At 36.2% G+C, this 19771-nt stretch carries 19 protein-coding genes; 15 read left to right on the forward strand and 4 right to left on the reverse strand.

Going from position 1 to position 19771, the window contains the following annotated elements; all coding sequences use genetic code 11:
- Window positions 1-2 precede the first annotated feature (2 nt).
- The 8 genes from FKR84_RS11060 to FKR84_RS11095 all read left to right on the forward strand — a co-directional run bounded on the left by FKR84_RS11060 (window position 3) and on the right by FKR84_RS11095 (window position 9448).
- Complete coding sequence (locus tag FKR84_RS11060; protein WP_317129113.1) at window positions 3-1175, forward strand: efflux RND transporter periplasmic adaptor subunit; 1173 nt, start codon at window positions 3-5, stop codon at window positions 1173-1175.
- 31 nt (window positions 1176-1206) lie between these two features.
- On the forward strand, window positions 1207-3186 hold the full coding sequence (locus tag FKR84_RS11065) for a heavy metal translocating P-type ATPase (RefSeq protein WP_141422377.1): 1980 nt from the start codon (window positions 1207-1209) through the stop codon (window positions 3184-3186).
- 226 nt (window positions 3187-3412) lie between these two features.
- On the forward strand, window positions 3413-4027 hold the full coding sequence (locus FKR84_RS11070) for a hypothetical protein (RefSeq protein WP_141422378.1): 615 nt from the start codon (window positions 3413-3415) through the stop codon (window positions 4025-4027).
- A gap of 75 nt (window positions 4028-4102) precedes the next feature.
- The gene (gene udk, locus FKR84_RS11075) at window positions 4103-4711 is read left to right on the forward strand and encodes a uridine kinase (protein ID WP_141422379.1); all 609 of its coding nucleotides are present in this window, start codon (window positions 4103-4105) and stop codon (window positions 4709-4711) included.
- 18 nt (window positions 4712-4729) lie between these two features.
- Window positions 4730-5053: an FtsB family cell division protein gene (locus FKR84_RS11080; protein ID WP_141422380.1), complete on the forward strand. Its 324-nt coding sequence runs from the start codon at window positions 4730-4732 to the stop codon at window positions 5051-5053.
- 2 nt (window positions 5054-5055) lie between these two features.
- Window positions 5056-6438 carry a methylmalonyl-CoA mutase subunit beta gene (locus FKR84_RS11085; protein WP_141422381.1) on the forward strand — a complete coding sequence of 461 codons (1383 nt, stop codon included), beginning with the start codon at window positions 5056-5058 and terminating at the stop codon, window positions 6436-6438.
- A gap of 75 nt (window positions 6439-6513) precedes the next feature.
- On the forward strand, window positions 6514-8634 hold the full coding sequence (gene scpA, locus FKR84_RS11090) for a methylmalonyl-CoA mutase (protein ID WP_141422382.1): 2121 nt from the start codon (window positions 6514-6516) through the stop codon (window positions 8632-8634).
- Window positions 8635-8704: 70 nt separating this feature from the next.
- Entirely contained in the window at window positions 8705-9448 is a 744-nt protein-coding gene (locus tag FKR84_RS11095) for an ion transporter (protein WP_141422383.1), read from the forward strand.
- 13 nt (window positions 9449-9461) lie between these two features.
- Here FKR84_RS11095 and FKR84_RS11100 read toward each other — a convergent pair whose 3' ends face one another.
- The 3 genes from FKR84_RS11100 to nirK all read right to left on the reverse strand — a co-directional run bounded on the left by FKR84_RS11100 (window position 9462) and on the right by nirK (window position 12386).
- Entirely contained in the window at window positions 9462-10082 is a 621-nt protein-coding gene (locus FKR84_RS11100) for an SCO family protein (RefSeq protein ID WP_141422384.1), read from the reverse strand.
- Window positions 10069-10794 (reverse strand): formylglycine-generating enzyme family protein, encoded by a 726-nt coding sequence (locus FKR84_RS11105; protein ID WP_141422385.1) that lies wholly within the window; start codon window positions 10792-10794, stop codon window positions 10069-10071. The genes FKR84_RS11100 and FKR84_RS11105 overlap by 14 nt, the downstream gene beginning before the upstream one ends.
- A 122-nt stretch (window positions 10795-10916) precedes the next feature.
- Window positions 10917-12386 (reverse strand): copper-containing nitrite reductase, encoded by a 1470-nt coding sequence (nirK, locus tag FKR84_RS11110; protein ID WP_394348485.1) that lies wholly within the window; start codon window positions 12384-12386, stop codon window positions 10917-10919.
- Window positions 12387-12559: 173 nt separating this feature from the next.
- On the opposite strand from nirK, the gene FKR84_RS11115 reads away from it, so the two are divergent.
- The 7 genes from FKR84_RS11115 (at window position 12560) to FKR84_RS11145 (ending at window position 18750) form a co-directional block, all read left to right on the forward strand.
- Window positions 12560-13441, forward strand: coding sequence for an SDR family oxidoreductase (locus FKR84_RS11115; RefSeq protein ID WP_141422386.1), 882 nt, complete (start codon window positions 12560-12562; stop codon window positions 13439-13441).
- 81 nt (window positions 13442-13522) lie between these two features.
- A complete protein-coding gene (locus tag FKR84_RS11120; RefSeq protein ID WP_141422387.1) occupies window positions 13523-14287 on the forward strand; it encodes a ParA family protein in 765 nt (254 codons plus the stop codon).
- A 5-nt stretch (window positions 14288-14292) separates the two neighbouring features.
- Window positions 14293-15195, forward strand: coding sequence for a ParB/RepB/Spo0J family partition protein (locus FKR84_RS11125; RefSeq protein WP_141422388.1), 903 nt, complete (start codon window positions 14293-14295; stop codon window positions 15193-15195).
- Entirely contained in the window at window positions 15185-15763 is a 579-nt protein-coding gene (locus FKR84_RS11130) for a DUF5683 domain-containing protein (RefSeq protein WP_141422389.1), read from the forward strand. Before FKR84_RS11125 ends, FKR84_RS11130 begins: the two co-directional genes overlap by 11 nt.
- 5 nt (window positions 15764-15768) lie before the next feature.
- On the forward strand, window positions 15769-16488 hold the full coding sequence (gene dapB, locus FKR84_RS11135) for a 4-hydroxy-tetrahydrodipicolinate reductase (RefSeq protein ID WP_141422390.1): 720 nt from the start codon (window positions 15769-15771) through the stop codon (window positions 16486-16488).
- 32 nt (window positions 16489-16520) lie between these two features.
- Window positions 16521-18095 carry a signal peptidase I gene (gene lepB / locus FKR84_RS11140; protein WP_141422391.1) on the forward strand — a complete coding sequence of 525 codons (1575 nt, stop codon included), beginning with the start codon at window positions 16521-16523 and terminating at the stop codon, window positions 18093-18095.
- A 4-nt stretch (window positions 18096-18099) separates the two neighbouring features.
- On the forward strand, window positions 18100-18750 hold the full coding sequence (locus tag FKR84_RS11145; protein WP_141422392.1) for a WbqC family protein: 651 nt from the start codon (window positions 18100-18102) through the stop codon (window positions 18748-18750).
- Here FKR84_RS11145 and FKR84_RS11150 read toward each other — a convergent pair.
- Window positions 18730-19770 (reverse strand): endonuclease/exonuclease/phosphatase family protein, encoded by a 1041-nt coding sequence (locus tag FKR84_RS11150; protein WP_141422393.1) that lies wholly within the window; start codon window positions 19768-19770, stop codon window positions 18730-18732. The two genes, FKR84_RS11145 and FKR84_RS11150, sit on opposite strands and share 21 nt — an antisense overlap.
- Window position 19771 lies beyond the last annotated feature (1 nt).

The following is a 19771-nucleotide window of genomic DNA, read 5'->3' on the forward strand; positions in this document are numbered from 1 at the left end:
AAATGATGAAATTCAATATATATATAGTATTACTTTGCGGAATTTTAGTTAGCTGCGGAAACAATTCCGAAACAGAAAAAGATTCTAATAACCAGCAAGAAACCAAGCACGAAGACAGTAATGAAATACACCTATCTTTTAAACAAGCCGAAGCTTTAAATTTAAAAGTAGATACTTTACAAACTAGAAACATGAGTGGCTTTATTGAAGCAAATGGCACCTTAGAAGTGCCACCACAAAACGAAGCAAGTATAACCTCTATTGTTGGTGCAAACGTAAAAGAAATAAAAGTAATTGAAGGAGAAGAAGTAAAAAAAGGACAAATTGTTGCCTTTTTATCGCACCCAAATATTATAGAGCTGCAAACAAGATATTTGGAAGCCTTTAACGAGCAAGAATTTTTACAAAAAGAATACCAGCGACAAAAAAAGCTATACGATGCCGGCGTAGGTTCTGGTATGAATTATCAAAAAGCAGAAGCCAATTATAAAGCCAGAAAAGGTCTATTAAATGGATTGGCTGCAAAATTACGTTTACTTAATTTAAATCCCGGAAAAATTCAGCAAGGTAATATTCAAGAACGGGTTGCATTAACAAGTCCTATAAACGGTTTTGTGCAAAAAGTAGAAGTAAAAACCGGCCAATATGTAGAACCTCAAACCAATTTGTTCGAAATTATGAATACCGAACATATTCACGCAGACTTTTTAGTGTACGAAAAAGATGCACATAAAGTAAAAAAAGGACAAGAAATACTTTTTAATGTGCAATCTTTGGGAGATAAAGAATTACGAGCCAATATTTATTCGGTTTCTAAAGCTTTTGAAAAAGATGTAAACGCAGTGCACGTGCACGCAGAAATCAAAGATTATAAAGACCAATTAATTCCGGGAATGTACATAGAAGGTAGAATTCTTACCGAAGATTCGCGCACGCTTGCCCTTCCAGAAGAAGCAGTGGTAAAAGATACTGACAAGCATATAATTTTTAGAGCCGTAAAAGCTGAGAAAGAATGGGTTTTTACTCCAATTCAAGTAAAACCCGGTATAAAACATCAAAATTGGCAAAGTATTCAACTTTTAGAAGAAGTTCCTAACAACGCAGAATTTGCATACAATAACGCCTATTTTATTTTAGCCGAATCTAAAAAAGGAGAAGGCGGTCATTCGCATTAAAAGCATTGCTTTTGATAAATAGTTTGTTCCTATGTCTACAAAAAAACAAGAAAAAGAAAGTCATCTTCACGGCGGAATTTTTGGTGAATACACAGAAATTTATTTTTCCGCTTTAAGCGGAATTTTTCTGGCAAGCGGCTTTGCTATAGCTCAATTTACAAATCTAGAACCCGGCTACTCTTTAATTTGCTATATAATTTCTTATTTCTTTGGCGGCTATTTCGCCTTGTTAGAAGCTGTAGAAAAAATAAAGCAAGGTGGATTCGAAATAGATTTTCTTATGCTGGTAGCCGCTATTGGCGCAGCATATTTAGACAAATGGGCAGAAGGTGCATTGCTACTATTTTTATTTAGTTTAGGACACGCTCTAGAACATTATGCTTTAGGGAAAGCGCAAAAATCTATTGCAGCTTTAAGCGATTTAGCTCCCAATACGGCTTTACTGAAAAAAGATGGAAAAGTAAAAGAAACACCTATAGAAAACTTAAAGGTTGACGATGTTATTTTGGTGCGCCCGCATACCAAAATTGCGGCAGACGGCTTGGTAATAGAAGGAGAAAGTAGCGTAGACCAATCTCCTATAACCGGCGAAAGTATGCCGGTAGAAAAGAAACCGTTTTCTACAAAGCAAGAAGAAGATCTTCATAATAAAAAAACAACCAGCGAGCATCACGTTTTTTCGGGAACTATAAACGGGAATCACAGTTTAGAAATAAGAATTACCAAAGAAGCACAAGATTCTACCATCAACAGGTTAATAAGGATGGTAGAAGAAGCGCAAGAACAGAAATCGCCCACGCAATTACTTACCAAAAAATTTGAAATCTATTACGTACCGGCAGTAATCATACTGGTTTTACTTCTAAATTTTGCTTTTTTAATAGTGGACGAAACCTGGAGCGAAAGCCTTTACCGCTCGTTAGTTGTTTTGGTAGCTGCAAGTCCGTGTGCTTTGGCAATATCTACTCCGGCTGCTGTGCTTAGCGGCGTGGCGAGAGCTGCCAATCGCGGAGTTTTAATTAAAGGCGGTAAACCATTGGAGGATTTAGGAAATTTAACCGCCATAGCTTTTGATAAAACAGGCACGCTAACAGAGGGAAAGCCCAAACTTACAGACGTAATTTGCCTAAATAACTATACCGAAGCAAAATTATTGAAAACGGCAATTAGCATAGAAAAATTAAGCGATCACCCTTTGGCTAGAGCTGTGGTTAGAGATGCAACCAAAAAACTAAATCTAGAAGAAACCTCTTTAGAAATTACTAATTTAGAAGCTGTGCAAGGAAAAGGGCTTAAAGCCACGGTTGAAAATGAAAGTGTATATATAGGCAATTTGAGCTTATATGAAAATTTAAAAAACCCCGTTCCAGAAAGTGTTAAAAAGCAAGTAAGCGCGTTAGAAAGAAACGGTAAAACCACCATGTTAATCAAGCGCGGTAAAGAATTTATAGGCATTTTAGGCTTAATGGATACACCTAGAAAAACGGCCAAATCTACTTTGCTAAAGCTCAAAAGCATTGGCATTAGAAAGATGATTATGCTTACCGGCGATAATCAAAATGTGGCAGATGCAGTTGCTAAAGAAATAGGAATTGCCAATGCGCAAGGAAGTTTACTGCCAGAAGAAAAAGTGGCCGCTGTAAAAGAACTGGCTAAAAAAGAAAAAAAACTTGCTATGGTTGGAGACGGCGTAAACGATGCACCGGCTATGGCCAACAGCACGGTAGGAATTGCTATGGGAGCCGCTGGGAGCGATGTTGCTTTAGAAACAGCAGATATTGCATTAATGGCAGATAAATTAGAAATACTGCCATTTGCAATTGGCTTAAGCCGAAAAACAAAAAGAATTATTAAACAAAACCTTTGGATTAGCTTGGGAATGGTAGCCGTGTTGATTCCCGTAAGTATTTTAAATCTGGCCTCTATTGGTATTGCGGTTGCTTTTCATGAAGGCTCTACCCTTTTGGTGGTTCTCAATGCATTACGCTTGTTAGGCTATAAAAAAGAATAGCTCGCAACTTTTAAAAATTAAGTAAAAAGTATTCAAAATCGTGATAAAATAGTGTCTAATTTTCTACTTCTTAAATCTAAATAGAAATAAGTTTAAAAAATGTAATCGTTTATAAGTATATTATTTATTTGATTTTCGACACTATTTCAGTACTTTAAAGAAGAGATTTATTGCAACCTGCTTAATTTGTAATTGTATATATTTGCTTTTAAAATTCAGTAAAAAAATGCGCGTATTTGTAGTAGGTACCGGCCGCTGCGGCTCTTATAGTTTTATAAATGCTTGTAAATATATCAGCAATTTTTCTGCTACGCACGAAAGTAGAACGCAAGAATTAGGAAAACAACGTTTCGCTTACGCGGAAAATCATATCGAGGCAGATAATAGGTTAAGCTGGCATTTGGCAGAACTACATAAACATTTTCCTGAAGATGTTTTATATGTGCATTTAAAGCGCGATAAAAATGCAACGGCCAAAAGTTTTTCTAAACGCTTTTTTAGACCAAAAAGTATGATAGATGCCTATGCTGAAGGAATAAAAATGAATCCGCCAGAATTGCTTACCCAAGATGAACGTTTACTAATTTGTAAGGATTACGTAGAAACGGTTACTACCAATATAGAAGATTTTATAAAAGACAAGCCGCATATTACGGTTCAGTTAGAAAATATTACGAACGATTTTGAATTGTTTTGGAATAAAATAGATGCCAAGGGAGATTTTTCTGCCGCTATAGAAAGTTTTGGTAAAAAAAACAATACCAGCAAAGAACACGCTTCTTCGCATTGGTTATACCGCTTAAAATTGTTTGTAAACCGTCAATTTAAACGCTTAGAATAAGATTCAGCAAAAAAATAATTTGTTAATTATTTTATAATTTTAAATTATGATTAGTTTTGTAGAAAATTAGAATTTATGCTCACAATCGGGATAGCCGGCGGGACAGGCAGCGGAAAAACTACTGTTGTAAATACCATTGTAAACGAACTCCGACATAAAGAAGTTGAAGTAATAACTCAAGATTCTTATTATCGCGATACCAGTGACCTGTCTTATGAAGCACGAACAAAAATTAATTTTGATCATCCGCAGTCTATAGATTTTGAGCTTTTGGTAGACCATCTCAAACAGCTAAAAAAAGGAAAATCTGTACCGCAACCCGTATATTCTTTTAAAGAGCACAACCGCACGGGAGATACCATAGAGACGCATCCTAAAAAAGTAATGTTGGTAGAAGGAATTTTAATTCTTACCAATCCGGAACTTCGCAAATTATTCGATATAAAAATCTACGTGCATACAGATAGCGATGAGCGTTTAATAAGACGTTTAAAACGCGATATTAACGAGCGTGGTCGTGATTTACAAGAAGTTTTAGACCGTTACCAAAACACGCTAAAACCCATGCACCAACAATTTATAGAACCTTCTAAAGAATTTGCAGATATTATTATTCCGTACAACCGCTACAACACCGTTGGGGTAGATATTGTTCAGTCAATAATCAAGCAGCGTTTAGACTAATTTTGTATCTTCGCATAGATGAGGTTTAAAGAGTTGCGTCAAAAACACTGGTTTAAAATTATAAGTAACAGATATGTGCTTATTTTATTAGTCTTTACTGTCTGGATGGCTTTCTTTGACAGTAACTCCCTTATGGTACATAATGAACTAGATGAAGAATTGAACAAGCTGGAAAACAACAAAGAATATTACCAGGAAGAAATACGCCAAGATAAAGCTATAATACAGGGTTTGGATGATTCTTTCGAGCTCGAAAAATTTGCTCGTGAAACCTATTTTATGAAGCGCGACAACGAAGAAGTTTTTATTATAGAATTTCAAGACAGCAGCAAAACCAATTAATTATGCCCAAAACATTATTTGAAGGTTTTAACGAAGTTTCTGCCAAAGAGTGGAAACAAAAAATACAAGCCGACCTTAAAGGGGAAGATTACGAAAGCCTAATTTTTCATAGCAGAGAAGGTATAGATGTAAAACCTTTTTATCATTTAGACGACGCCCAAGAAAGAGAAATCTCTGCCACTCCCGAAAAATGGCAAGTAACCGATAAATTTGAAATAGACGATACCGATAACGGAATTGAAACTATTAAACACGGTTTATCTAAAGGCGCCGAAGCTTTATGGCTACAACTAACTTCTGAAAATATAGACCTCAAAAAACTTTTAAAAAGTTTTGATTTAGCACAAATCCCGGTTTTTTTAGAAAGTAAAACCTTTACGGAAGAAAACCTGGGCGAATTAACCAGCATTTTAAAAAATAAGAAACACCAAGTTAGTTTAGGTATAGATATAATAGGCCATTTGGCCGCTAGCGGAAATTGGCACAAAGACCTTAAAACAGATTTCGAGACTTTAGAAACTGCCTTAACCTTTCAACAGAACTTTCAGCAAATTATTAGTGTTAACACCAGTGTTTATCAAAATGCCGGGGCTACAATGGTGCAAGAATTAGCCTATAGCTTAGCGCACGTAAACGAATATTTAAATTATTTACACCAAAACAAACCCGAAGCTTTAGAGAACTTTCAACCCGTTTTTAAAGTAGCTTGTGGCTCCAATTATTTTTTTGAAATTGCAAAGTTGCGAGCGCTGCGTAATTTATATGCCAGTATAGCTCAAGCCTACGATGCTCCCGAAGAAATAAAAATACTTGCTTTTCCTACTTTACGGAATAAAACGCTTTACGATTATAACGTAAATTTACTGCGTACCACTACTGAGTGTATGAGCGCGATTTTAGGCAGCGCAGATTATGTTTGCAATATTGCCTACGATTCTTTTTACCATAAAGAAAACGAGTTTGGCAGGCGTATAGCGCGTAACCAATTGCTTATTTTAAAAGAAGAAAGTTATTTTAATAAAGTAAGCAACATTAGCGATGGTAGTTATTATATAGAAGAATTAACCCAGAAATTGGGAGAGAAAGCTCTAAGTATTTTCAAAGACATAGAGAAAGGAGGCGGCTACTTAAAGCAACTAAAAGAAGGTATTATTCAGCGCAAAATTTCAGAAAGTGCCAAAAGAGAGGAGAATTCTTTTAACGAAACTAGGAAAATTCTGGTAGGAACCAACAAGTATAAAAACGAAGAGGATAATATGAAAAACGACCTAGAAATAGATCCTTTTCTTAAAGTAGAAAAAAGACGCACCTTGTTACAACCTATAATTCAAAAACGATTGGCAGAAAATTTAGAAAAACAGCGTTTAGCCAACGAGCACAATTAAAACGCGTTTTTTGGCGCTCAATTTTACAGTATTAGTTTATAAATAACTAAACCTTAACCGCGAAGTTTATACATTATGCAACGCAAAGACCTTCAAAATATAGATCTTAAAAAAGCTACTGCTCAATCCAAAACCAGCAGTACGTATACTACTACAGAAAAGATTAAAATTAAAAAAGTTTACAGTCCGGAAGACACAAAAAACCTTAAGCACCTCAACTTTGCTGCCGGCATTCCGCCCTATTTGCGCGGCCCCTACTCTACTATGTATGTTAGGAGACCTTGGACAATTAGGCAATATGCAGGTTTTTCTACCGCAGAAGAAAGTAATGCGTTTTACCGCCGCAATTTAGCTGCCGGACAAAAAGGACTTTCGGTTGCTTTTGACTTACCAACACACCGAGGGTATGATAGTGATCACGACAGAGTGGTTGGCGATGTAGGTAAAGCCGGCGTTGCCATAGACTCTGTAGAAGATATGAAGGTTTTATTTGATCAGATTCCTTTAGATAAAATGTCGGTTTCTATGACAATGAACGGCGCAGTTTTGCCCATTATGGCATTTTATATTGTGGCGGCAGAAGAACAAGGCGTAAAACCGGAGCAGCTTTCGGGCACCATTCAAAACGATATTTTAAAAGAGTTTATGGTGCGTAATACCTATATCTATCCGCCAACGCCTTCGATGAAAATTATATCGGATATTTTTGAATATACTTCTAAAAATATGCCGCGGTTTAACAGCATTAGTATTTCGGGCTACCACATGCAAGAAGCCGGTGCTACTTGCGATATTGAGCTGGCCTACACTTTGGCAGACGGCCTGGAATACATCCGTAAAGGTTTAGATGCCGGAATGGATATAGATTCTTTTGCTCCGCGTCTTTCTTTCTTTTGGGCAATTGGTATGAACCACTTTATGGAAATTGCCAAAATGCGTGCCGGTAGAATGTTATGGGCAAAATTGGTAAAACAGTTTAACCCTAAAAATCCAAAATCTTTATCTTTACGAACACACTCGCAAACTAGTGGATGGAGCCTTACAGAACAAGATCCGTTTAATAATGTAGCCAGAACTTGTATAGAAGCTGCCGCAGCTGCCTTTGGCGGAACGCAAAGTTTACATACCAACGCATTAGATGAAGCCATAGCTCTACCGTCTGACTTTTCTGCCAGAATTGCAAGAAACACCCAATTGTATTTACAAGATGAGACACAAATTACCAAAACAGTAGATCCGTGGGCTGGTAGTTATTATGTAGAAACCCTAACCAACGATATCGCAGAAAAGGCTTGGAAGTTAATTAAAGAAGTTGAAGAACTTGGCGGAATGACCAAAGCTATTGAAAAAGGCATTCCTAAAATGCGTATAGAAGAAGCCGCAGCCAGAAAACAAGCACTTATAGACAGCGAGCAAGATATTATTGTTGGTACCAACAAATACAGGCGAGAAAAAGAAGACCCAATTGTTACCTTAGAAGTAGACAACCAAACCGTACGCAAGCAACAAATAGAGCGTTTAGAAAAATTACGAAAGGAACGTAAAGAAGAAAAAACACAACAAGCGTTGGAAAAGCTTACAAAAGCAGCAAAAGAAAATAACGGTAATTTACTGGCATTAGCGGTTGATGCCGCGAGAGAAAGAGCAAGTATTGGAGAAATTAGCAATGCTTTAGAAGAAGTTTACGGAAGACATAAAGCACAAGTAAAATCATTTAGTGGCGTGTATAGCAAAGAAATAAAAGACGATAAATCTTTCCAGAAAGCGCGGAAAATGGCCAATCAATTTGCAGAGCAAGATGGCAGAAGACCCCGCATAATGATTGCAAAAATGGGACAAGATGGTCACGACCGCGGAGCCAAAGTAGTAGCTACCGGTTATGCAGATGTTGGTTTTGATGTAGATATTGGGCCGTTATTTCAAACTCCGCAAGAAGCGGCAAAGCAAGCGGTAGAAAACGATGTGCATATCTTGGGCGTTTCATCTTTAGCTGCTGGACATAAAACCTTAGTGCCACAAGTCTTAGAAGAATTAAAAAAGTTAGGTAGAGAAGACATTATGGTTGTAGTTGGCGGTGTTATTCCTTCGGCAGATTATGACTTTTTGTTTGAGGCCGGCGCGGTTGCCGTTTTTGGTCCCGGTACAAAAATAAGCGATGCCGCTATACAAATTTTAGATATTTTGATAGAAGAATAATTTTTGTAAACTTACTAAGCAAATTTAAATACCAAGTTTTTATACAGAACTTGGTCAAAAAATAATTATCGTGCGGTCTAAATTACGCGACATTGTAGAAAATAACGCCAGTAAAAAAGGTAAAATATTTGATTATTTTATTCAGGCTTTAATTGTTCTATCACTAGTTTCGTTTACAATAGAAACCTTACCCGGCAACTCAGCCGAACTAAAAATTCTTTTAAAAAGCTTTGAATATTTTTGTGTAATCGTATTTTCTATAGAATATCTTTTACGTATTTATGTAGCTAGAAATCCGTTTAAATATATTTTTAGTTTTTACGGTTTGGTAGACTTTATCGCTATTTTTCCGTTTTATTTAAACACGTTTTACGATTTTAGAGCGTTACGAGCCTTTAGAATATTCCGGGTTTTTAGAGCTTTAAAGTTAGTGCGGTATAACAAAGCCTTAAACCGTTTTAATTTGGCAGCCAAAATAGTTAAAGAAGAAGTGATACTTTTTTTATTGGTAACCTTTATTTTTATTTTTCTCTCCTCGGCAGGAATTTATTTTTTTGAACATAAAGCCCAACCAGAAAATTTTTCTTCTATTTTACATAGTGGTTGGTGGGCAATTGTTACTTTAACCACCGTAGGTTATGGCGATGTTTATCCCATAACCGTGGGCGGAAAAGTATTTACATTTTTTATTTTACTTATTGGTGTAGGAATTGTAACCATTCCCGCAGGCCTAGTAGCAAGTGCTTTGTCTAAAGCGCGGGAAGTAGAAGACCAAGCTAGAAAAAACAAACAAGAAGCTGCTAAAAAATCTTAAGCTGCAGCTTTTATTAGTTAGCTAAATCTTCAATTGCTTTTACGGTTTTAGAATCGTCTTCTCCCAAACCTTCTTTTTGGTGTTGCATAACGCCTTGTTGGTCAAACACACTAATAATATTAGAGTGCGAAAAGTCTATAGGCGAAATACTTTTGTAACTTACGGCCAAAACTGCAGCAAACTCACGAGTGTCTTCTTTTGTACCGCGTAGAAATATATACTCATCGCTATCCATTTCGTTTTCTTTCGCAAAAGCTTTAAGACGCTCTGGCGTATCTGTTTTTGGATCTATACTTACAAAAACATATTTGGTGTTTTGGTTGGCTTCGTCAGATACTTTTTTATGAATATTACGCATATCTGCTACCAACCGGGGGCAAGCGGCTTTGCAGGATGTGTAAATCATAACCATTACCAAAACATCTCCTTTTAAATCTTCCAGCTGTATTTCTTCCCCATTTTGGTTTGTCCAAGCCGTAGGCAAGTTATAAATAGATAAACCGGGTAACTCGTCTGTGTTTTCTTCTACTTCAGGTTTTGGCGTGGTGTTCTCAGAAACATCTTTTTCTCCTTCGCTTTTACACGCAAATAGACTTAATAAAAGAACAATTAGTAAATAATTATAAGTTTTCATTTTTTTCTTCTGTTGATTTGTTAATCGTTTCTGCACATCTAAATCCTAAGGTTCGCATAGCATAATTTGCTTTTATGCTTCCGCGGAAAGCGTAACGCATAAAGGCCGCATAATTCATTAAATCTGAAGAGCCGATGGCTGCACTACCGCAAAAAAGGTTGTTATCTTCATCTACATCTCGCCGAGATTCTCCAGAGATTAAAACCGAATTAAAGTCTGAGGTCCACTCCCATACTAAACCGTGCATATCGTAAACACCCCAATAGTTTTTGAACGTACTGCCTATCTCGTTATTAAACGTAGCGGGTTTTTCGTACCAGCTTAAAATAAACTCGTTATAGGCATCTTTTATGCGGGCATCTGGCGTATTTTGATCTGCCATAGCCACATATTCCCATTCGTCTAAAGTTGGTAAACGTTTACCTTGGCACTCGCAATATTTTTTTGCGGCAAAATAAGATACATTAGTAACCGGAGCGTTGGGTAGTTCTTCTTCTTTAAGCTGCAAGTCATTTTTCCAGTGTCTAAGGTAATTAGAGTCTGCAAATAAAGCTTTTACATTAGATTTTCTCCACTCCGGATACTCTTCTACAAAGGCTTTAAAATCTGCATTGGTAACCGGATAAACATCTATTGCGAACCGCTCTACATCTACTTGAACGGAGTCTCTTCCGTAAAGCGGAACGTAACTACCTTTTTCTATAACAGCCATGCTTTCCTTTTGAGCATGTGCCAAAAATGAAACAATTAAAACCAAACACCCTACTGCATTCTTGAAAAACATGGCTTTTATAATTTATAGTTATTACTTTATTTACTTACTACTTTAATTTATTATTTACGACGAGCTTTTACCATTTCTTCGGTAACCTCTGTTCCGTTGTTATCCCAGTTGTTATAAACATAGGTTAATACAGCTGCTGCTTCTCTATCGCTCAAGTTTTGAGCAGTCATCACACTGTTATAGGTGTCGCCATTAACGGTAATCTCACCAGTTTTACCGTGCAATACAATATCTATAGCACGATTCACATCGGCATTTAAATAATCTGCATTAGCCAAAGGAGGGAAAGCATTAGGTATACCTTGTCCTTCTGACTGGTGGCAAGCAAAACACGTTCTTCCGTAAACGGTTTTTCCTAATTCTAATTTCTGGTCTAACGATAATACCTTAGGTGGCTTAGATCTTTCTACCGCTTCTTCGTCTACCGGCATTTCTTGAATAGAACCACCTTCTGGTAAATAAACTCCTTCTTGAATAGTACCAGCATAAACTTTTTCGTTATCTCTTCCGGTTGCTTCTATTTGGGCCAATGCTCCTTTATTAAAGGCTCTAAATATGGAGTGATCTACCAAAATATATTCTCCTGGAGCATCTATTTTAAATTCTACAATTGCTGCTCCTCCGGCAGGAATTAAAGTAGTTTGAACATTTTCATTTATTGCGCTACCTCCTTCAATATGTACTTTGTCAAAGATTTCGCCAATAACGTGGAAACTGGAAACCAAATTAGGCCCACCATTACCAACATATAATCGAACGGTTTCGCCAACCTTTGCCGGTAACGCATTTTCTCCGGTCATAGCGCCAACTTTCCCGTTAAATACTACATAATCTGCATCTTCCTCAATTGCTTTTTTCATATCAAAAGCTTGCAATCCTGGTTCTCCAAAATCTCCTTTTGTATAAAAATCTCCTTGCATAATATAGTATTCCCTATCTACAGGCTCTAAACCTTCTTCTGGTTCTACCAAAATTAAACCGTACATACCGTTTGCTATGTGCATTCCAACAGGCGCAGTTGCACAATGGTAAACGTAAAGACCGGGATTAAGTACTTTAAAAGAGAAAACAATTTCGTGTCCCGGAGCTACAAAAGAAGAAACTGCGCCACCACCCGGACCGTTTACCGCGTGTAAATCTATATTGTGTGGTAATTTATTATCTGGGTGATTTTTTAAGTGAAATTCTATCTCATCTCCAATTTTAGTTCTAATAAAACTACCGGGAACAGTGCCATCAAACGTCCAATATACATATTCTACTCCGTCTGTCATTGTGCCGGTTTCTTCCAAAATTTCCATATCCACGACCAAACGTTTTGCTTTCCTATCTGCCGTTGGTTTTGGTACATTTGGTGGAGCAGTTAATTCTGCCTGCATTTCTAAATCTACTTTTATGTCTTCTGGATTTGTATAAGACTTATCATTGGATTTATCCGATTTACAAGCTACTGTAAATGCGATAAAAGAAAAAAGCATAATAGCTTTAAAAGGTGTGCTGAAAATTTTTGGTGTGCCCATATTTAACAATTTATTGGTTAATTTAAAATACTAGTACAAATATAATAGGACAATATTGTCTGAATTATGAGGATTGTCATATATGCTACATTTAATAACATTTTTTGATAGTAACTTACCTTCTCAAAATCCGTCGTTTTTAAAACAAAAATCCTACCTTTACTTTCAAAAAAATGGAATATACAAAATCTTTATTGCAAAACAATGCCCTAAAATCTAAAAACATCGTGGTAACCGGGGGTGGTAGCGGCTTAGGCAAGGCTATGACGCGGTATTTTTTAGAATTAGGAGCCAAGGTGGTAATTACCTCTCGCAATTTAGAAAAATTGCAAAAAGCGGCTAAAGAACTAGAAGAAGCTACCGGCGGAAAATGTTTTCCCATTGCTTGTGACGTTAGAAATTACGACGAAGTTGAAAAAATGCGTGATCAAGCAATAGAGCAAATGGGTAGTGTAGATGTTTTATTGAATAATGCTGCGGGTAATTTTATTTTTCCCACAGAAAGACTATCGGCTAATGCTTTTGATACAATTATAGATATTGTTTTAAAAGGCAGTAAGAATTGCACCTTGGCATTTGGCAAACATTGGATAGACCAGAAAGAAGAAAACAAAACTGTGTTAAACATTGTAACCACCTATGCTTGGACGGGTTCTGCTTATGTAGTGCCTTCTGCCACAGCAAAAGCCGGGGTTTTGGCTTTAACCAGAAGTTTAGCGGTAGAATGGGCAAAATACGGGATACGTTTTAATGCTATTGCACCAGGGCCATTTCCTACCAAAGGCGCTTGGGATAGACTTTTACCGGGAGATTTAAAAGATAAATTTGATTTGGCCAAAAAAGTTCCGTTACAACGGGTGGGAGAACACCAAGAACTGGCCAACTTAGCAGCCTATTTAATTTCTGACTTTGCCGCTTATATTAACGGAGAAGTAATTACCATAGACGGCGGCGAATGGTTAAAAGGCGCCGGACAGTTTAATATGCTCGAAGATTTACCAGAAGAAATGTGGGATGAGCTGGAAGAAATGGTTAAAAATAGAAGAAAAAAATAAGTTGATAAAGCTGTTGATAAATTGGGTTTTCAATTGGAATAATTAATTGTATTTTTACTCTCAAAAATTTAATCAAGCTTAATGGGTAAAATCATTGCAATTGCTAATCAAAAAGGGGGGGTAGGAAAAACAACTACTTCCGTAAACCTGGCCGCATCCTTAGGGGTTTTAGAAAAGAAAGTTTTATTAATAGACGCAGATCCGCAGGCCAATGCAACGTCCGGGTTGGGAATTGATGTGGAAAATGTAGAATTTGGCACCTACCAATTACTGGAGCATACCCAAAAAGCAAAAGACGCTATTCTCTCTACAAATTCTCCCAATGTAGATATAATTCCTGCACATATAGATTTGGTAGCCATAGAAATTGAGTTGGTAGACCAAGATAAACGCGAGTCTATGTTGCGCAATGCTGTACAAGAATTAAGAGATTTGTACGATTATATTTTGATAGATTGCGCGCCGTCTTTAGGTTTGCTTACCTTAAATGCACTTACTGCCGCAGACTCGGTTGTAATACCTATACAATGCGAATATTTTGCGTTAGAAGGTTTAGGAAAACTTTTAAATACCATTAAAAGTGTGCAAAAGTTACATAACCAAAAATTAAATATAGAAGGTTTGTTGCTTACGATGTACGACTCTAGGTTACGCCTTTCTAACCAAGTAGTAGACGAAGTTAAAAAACACTTTGACCAAATGGTTTTTGAAACCATTATACAACGTAATGTAAGGTTAAGCGAAGCGCCAAGTTATGGAGAAAGCATTATTAATTATGATGCAGCAAGTAGAGGAGCTAGCAATTATCTAAGTTTGGCAGAAGAAATTATCAAGAAAAATAAGTAGGAATTATGGCGAAGGCAACAAAAAAACAAGCATTGGGTCGCGGATTATCGGCTTTACTGAAAGATCCCGACAACGACATACAATCTGCCAAAGATAAAAACGCCGATAAAGTAGTAGGCAATATTGTAGAACTAGAAATTGAAGCAATAGAAGTTAATCCGTTTCAGCCGCGTACCAGTTTTAATGAAGAAGCTTTACAAGAACTAGCTTCGTCTATAAAAGAACTTGGCGTTATACAACCAATTACCGTACGGAAAATAGATTTTAACAAGTATCAATTAGTATCGGGAGAGCGGCGTTACCGCGCTTCTAAGTTGGTTGGCCTTAAAACTATTCCGGCTTATATTCGTATTGCTAACGACCAAGAATCGTTAGAAATGGCTTTGGTAGAAAACATTCAGCGCCAAGATTTAGACCCTATAGAAATTGCTTTATCGTACCAACGCTTGTTAGACGAAATAGATTTGACCCAAGAACAAATGAGCGAACGTATAGGCAAAAATCGCTCTACAATTGCTAATTATTTAAGACTTTTAAAACTAGACCCCATCATACAAACCGGTATGCGAGATGGATTTTTAAGTATGGGTCACGGTCGTGCACTTATTAATATAGAAAATTTAAAAGATCAACTTAACGTTTACGAAAAAGTTATTGCCAACGCACTTTCTGTTCGGGAAACCGAAAAACTAGTGCGCACTTTACAACAAAAAAAAGAGGCTCCTAAAAAAGAAACTTCTTCTACCAATACCAAAACTTTTAATAAAGCACAAAAAGATTTTTCTAAGTACTTTGGGGCCAAAGTAGATGTGAAAGTAAATAAAAAAGGAAATGGAAAAGTGATTATTCCGTTTTCTTCGGAAGAGGATTTTAGACGCTTAAAAAATTTGATTGAAGGTGAACAATAAGCTGCTACCATTTATTTTATCACTTGTTTTCTGTTGCTCTTTGCTTGCACAAGAACGGGACACGTTAACGGTTAAAAACCGAAACAGTATACCTTCCGAAAAACTTCAGCAAAAAGAAGTCTACAACCCATTATCTCCTGCAAAAGCTGCATTTTATTCGGCTGTTTTACCCGGCTTAGGACAAGCTTATAATGGTAGTTACTGGAAAATACCTTTGGTATATGGCGCTTTGGGAGCAGGAGTTTACTTTATTGTAGACAATAATAACGAGTATCACCGTTACCGCGATGCTTATAAGCGCAGATTGGCTGGTTACGAAGACGACGAATTTATGGGAGTTTTATCTACCAAATCTCTAATAGAAGCACAAAAGCAATTTAGGCGCAACAAAGAATTGTCTATGCTTATTACAGTAGGCATATATGTGCTTAATATTATTGAAGCAAATGTAGATGCACACTTAAGTCAGTTTAACGTAAGTGAAGATTTATCGTTTGAACCAAATATGGAGTTTGACGAAATTTCCGGCAGCGCTAACTACGGTTTAGTATTTAAATTAAAATTATAAATAAGATGAATATTGCAATTCTGGGCTACGGCAAAATGGGAAAAACAATAGAAAAGATTGCAATAGACCGAGGTCATACAATTGTTTGCCGTTTAGACAACACTCCCAAAAAAGAAGATTTGGCCAAAGCAGATTGCGCTATAGAGTTTAGCGTTCCAGAAGCAGCTTTTGCCAATCTAAAAGCCTGTTTTAAAAACGCAGTACCGGCGGTTTCTGGTACAACAGGTTGGCTAGACAATTATGAAGAAGCCACAAAACTTTGTGAAGAGAATGAAACCGGCTTTATCTACGCTTCTAACTTTAGTTTAGGAGTTAATCTATTTTTTCATCTAAATAAGCAACTTGCCAAAATGATGAAAAATTTTGAGCAATATAATCCGGGTATAGAAGAAACGCATCATACCCAAAAAGCAGATAAACCAAGCGGTACTGCTATTAGCTTAGCGGAAGATATTATGGCAGAAACCAATCTCAAAAATTGGAAATTGTATGAAAAAATGCCACAAAAAACCCAAGAAAACTTACCGGTTGTGGCTAAACGCGAGCCAGATGTTTTTGGTGTTCATACGGTAGCTTACCACTCTCAATTAGACACAATAGAAATTAAACACGAAGCACATTCTCGAGAAGGCTTTGCTTTGGGCGCAGTTATTGCTGCCGAATATTTAAAGGACAAAAAAGGTATTTATACGATGAAAGACGTTTTGGGGTTGCAAGAACTCTAAGCCATAAAACATCACGATAAAAATAAATTAGCATGACAATCACACAATGGATTATATTTTTCTTCCTAATTCAAGTTATTCATTTTTTAGGAACTTGGAAACTCTATAAAAAAGCAGGCAGAAAACCTTGGGAAGCAATAATTCCCGTATACAATGCGGTAGTTTTAATGAAAATTATAAACAGACCGTGGTGGTGGACAATCTTACTCTTTGTACCTATTGTAAACCTTATTATGTTTCCGGTTATTTGGGTAGAAACTGCTCGTAGTTTTGGCAAACATAAAGTTATAGATACCTGGTTAGCCGTTTTATCGCTTGGGTTTTATTTATATTATTTAAATTATACTACAGAAGTAAATTATATAGAAGACAGAAGCTTAAAGCCTCGCACAGAAGTTGGCGAGTGGGTAAGCTCTATTTTATTTGCTGTGGTTGCTGCAACTATTGTACATACTTATTTTGTTCAGCCTTTTACTATTCCTACTTCCTCATTAGAAAAAACACTTTTAGTAGGCGATTTTCTTTTTGTAAGTAAATTAAATTATGGCGCGCGTACACCACAAACAACGGTAGCATTTCCAATGGTGCACGATACAATACCTATTATCAATACAAAATCTTATACCAATTGGCCGCAACTCCCCTACTTTAGACTTCCCGGTTTTGAAGAGGTAGAACGCAACGATATTGTGGTATTTAATTGGCCGGTAGATACCGTACAGAAGTTTTTTGACAAATCTGGAAAAGGTTTTATAAAACCTATAGACAAAAAATCTAATTATGTAAAACGTGCTGTAGGTTTACCCGGCGATTCTCTTTCTATTAAAGATGGTAAAATACACATAAACAACCAACAATTGGAACTTCCCGAAAGGGCAAAACCACAATATTCTTATATTGTAGAAGGCAAAGGCCAAGGTTTTGATTTAAGATATTTGTATAAAAGGTACGATATTACAGGAGCAGTTGGCTGGGCAAATAAAGAAAACCGACAGTATTATTTTAGCGCGTTGAGTGATGAAGCTGTAAAAAACTTTAAGAGCCACCCTAATGTAAAATCTATTACTCGGGTTATCAATCCAGAAGGAAATAGAGAAGCGCAAATTTTTCCTAGTAGTAAACTCGTTAATTGGAATGCAGATAATTTTGGATCTTTATACATTCCGCAGCAAGGAAAATCTGTTAAAATAACTATAGAAACCCTTCCATTCTACCGTCGAATAATTGAAGTTTATGAAGGTAGGGAAATGAATATTGACAATGAGATTAATGTTGAGGGAAATCAAGTACTACTTAACGGAAAATCTCTGGAACAATATACATTTAAACAAAATTATTACTTTATGATGGGAGATAACCGTCATAATAGTGAAGATAGCAGATATTGGGGTTATGTGCCGGAAAATCATATTGTAGGAAAACCCGTTTTTATCTGGATGAGTTGGGATAGCAATGGCGAAGGCTTTTTTGATAAAATACGTTGGGAACGTCTGTTTACAACGGTTGGCGGCGAAGGCAAGCCGGTTTCCTATTTCTTTTATTTCCTTATTGCAGTAGTTATTGCTATTGCTTTTAGCTTCTTTAAAAAACGTAGAAAAAAAGAATAAAATAATGCACGAATCGGTTTTATTTCATCCTGCTTATTTTGGCTCTGTTTTGCAGTTTTCTGTTTTAAGTCAAAATAATAATTGGGTTTTGGAAGAACAAGATAATTACCAAAAACAAACCTACCGCAACCGGCAATATATTTATGGAGCTAACGGCAAATTGCTTTTAAACATACCGGTAAAACACGGTAAATCTAAGCGCGGACACCAAAAATATAAAGAAGTAGAAATAGAAAATCAATTTACTTGGCAAGATAACCACTGGAAATCTTTACAAACGGCTTATCGTACTTCTCCTTTTTTCGAATTTTATGAAGATGATTTTGTACCGCTTTATAAAAAACAATTCAAATATCTATTCGATTTTAATTTGAATTGTATGGAAGTGGTTTGTGAGTGTTTAGAGTTGCCGTTTTCCTACAAAACAACAGAAAATTATCAATTACCCGGCGAAACCGCTACAACCGTAAAAGATTATCGTAAACTAGCAAATGCTAAAAAAGGATTCAACTTTTCGCAAGACGAATACAACCAGGTTTTTGAAGAAAAACACGGATTTTTAAAAAATTTATCGGTGGTAGATTTACTTTTTAACAAAGGTCCCGAAACACTTACTTACTTAGAACAACAAGATTTATCGGGTTTGCAGCTTTAGACGCGTCATTATAGGATAATGGTCGGAGAGTTGAATGTTGTAATTCTTAAAAGCTTTTATTTCAAAATCTGGTTCTACTAGCACTACATCAATCCGTAAAGGAATAAAATCAAAAACAAAGGTTTTACCAAAACCTTTTCCGGCTACTTTAAAAGCATCTAAAAAACCTTCGGAAATTTTTTGGTACACATAACTAAAGGCCGAATTGTTTAAATCTCCCGCAATTATGGTTTTATAGGGGGTTTGCTTTACCTCTTTTAATAAAGTTTCGGTTTGTAATTGTTGTTTCCTAAAACTTTGGCCAACACGGGTTATAAGCTTTTCGCTGTCTTCTTTTTGCAATTCGCTAACGCTCGGGTCTATTTTTAAGCTTTCTAAATGTATATTAAAAACACGAATCGTATCGGCTCCTACTTTTAAATCGGCATAAATTACGTTGTTGTACGTGTTCGGAAAATTTAAATCGCCTTTATTGATAATGGGAAATTTAGAAAATATAGCTTGCCCAAATTTTGAGTTAGCAGTTTTATGTTTTTTAAACGCTTTGTACTGATAAGGATAATCTGAAAAATCTACCGCTTCTTTTTGGTAATAATCTTGAATACAAACAATATCTGGCGACTCTTTTTTTATGAAATTAATAATGCTTTGCGGAACAGTATCGTTTTTTATCCATTGAAAGCGGTTAAACTGCCTCACATTATAACTCATTAAACTAAAATCTTCGGGCGCGTTATCTTTATTTACTTCCGGTGAAAACCGATATAAAGAAAGCAAATGATTAAAACCGAGCAGTAACACTAAAAAAGAAAGCAAGAATTGTATTTTTAATTTGATAATCCAATACAATAAAAAAGCAAGATTAATCACCAACAAAATAGGTATTCCTAAATTTAAAATAGAAAGAAAAGGAAAAGTTTCCGGCGGGATGTAAGGCAAAACATAGCCCAACAATAAAGCGGTAGCAAAAAGCGAATTGACTATAAAAACAAGTTTATCAAAAAATCGCAGCTTTCCCATT

The sequence above is a fragment of the Haloflavibacter putidus genome, assembly GCF_006546625.1.
Lineage (GTDB): Bacteria > Bacteroidota > Bacteroidia > Flavobacteriales > Flavobacteriaceae > Mesonia > Mesonia putida.